1 protein-coding gene is annotated in these 1,072 nt (G+C 62.2%); it reads left to right on the top strand.

Features of this window, described 5'->3' with window-relative positions; genetic code table 11:
* Positions 1 to 102 precede the first annotated feature (102 nt).
* Positions 103 to 1,072 (top strand): IS481 family transposase (locus CXY79_RS00005; protein ID WP_104099130.1); only part of this gene is annotated, 970 nt, incomplete at its 3' end.

Raw genomic sequence — 1,072 nt, 5'->3', positions numbered from 1 at the left:
TGTTGTTCCCACACAGGTTGTGAGCGTGGCGTGAGCTAAAAAGGTGAGGACCTCCGGTATCGATTGGGTTACCACACTCAACACGATGCAACGGAGGCCCTCATCTCTTACGTTACTCATGCCAACGCCCCGCTGACCCCGGGAGGCCGGCTGAAGCTGGTTCAGCTCGTCGTGAACGACGGCTGGGCTCAAGCCCGGGTCGCCGAACGGCTCCAGGTCTCTCGCGCGACCGTGGCCAAATGGGTTACCCGGTACCGGGCTCAGGGTGGTTCCGGGCTCGTCGACCGGTCGTCGCGCCCGCACTTCTCCCCGAACCAATGTGCCCGGCGCACCGAACGGCGAATCATCGCGCTGCGCTTCACGAGGCGGTGGGGGCCGCACCGCATCGGCTACCACCTGAGGCTGCCGCAATCGACGGTCTCGAAGGTCCTCAACCGGTACCGGATGCCGTTGCTGGGCCATCTAGACCAGAACACGGGCCTGCCGGTGCGCAAACCCAAACCGATTCGGTACGAGAAGAAAACCCCAGGCGAGCTGGTGCACGTTGACGTGAAGAAACTTGGTCGCATCCCCGACGGCGGCGGCCACCGCACTCTCGGCCGCCAAGCCGGCAAACGCAACCGTCAGGCAGGCGTAGGCCACTCATTTCTGCACTCCGCGATCGACGATTATTCCCGGCTGGTCTATTCAGAGATCTTGACCGATGAGAAGAAGGAAACCGCGGCCGGCTTCTGGGGCCGCGCGAACGCGTTCTACGCGACCCACGACATCACTGTGCTGCGCGTCATGACCGACAACGGCTCCTGCTACCGGTCGAAGTTCTTCAACGACGCTCTGGGCGACATTACGCACAAGTTCACCCGGCCCTACCGACCCCAAACCAACGGAAAGATCGAACGATTCCACCGCACCCTCGCCGCGGAATGGGCTTACGCCCACCACTACAACTCAGACGCCGCCCGAGCAGCCACCTACCAAGACTGGATCCATAGCTACAATCACCACAGACCCCATACCGGCATCGGCGGCAAATCACCCATCAACCGTGCTCACAACGTCAGTGGGAACAACA

Source organism: Cryobacterium sp. M96, assembly GCF_002929845.1.
GTDB classification, from domain to species: Bacteria; Actinomycetota; Actinomycetes; order Actinomycetales; family Microbacteriaceae; genus Cryobacterium; species Cryobacterium sandaracinum.
The sequence above is the reverse complement of the archived record's forward strand: the minus strand, read 5'-3'. Positions and strand labels throughout refer to the sequence as shown.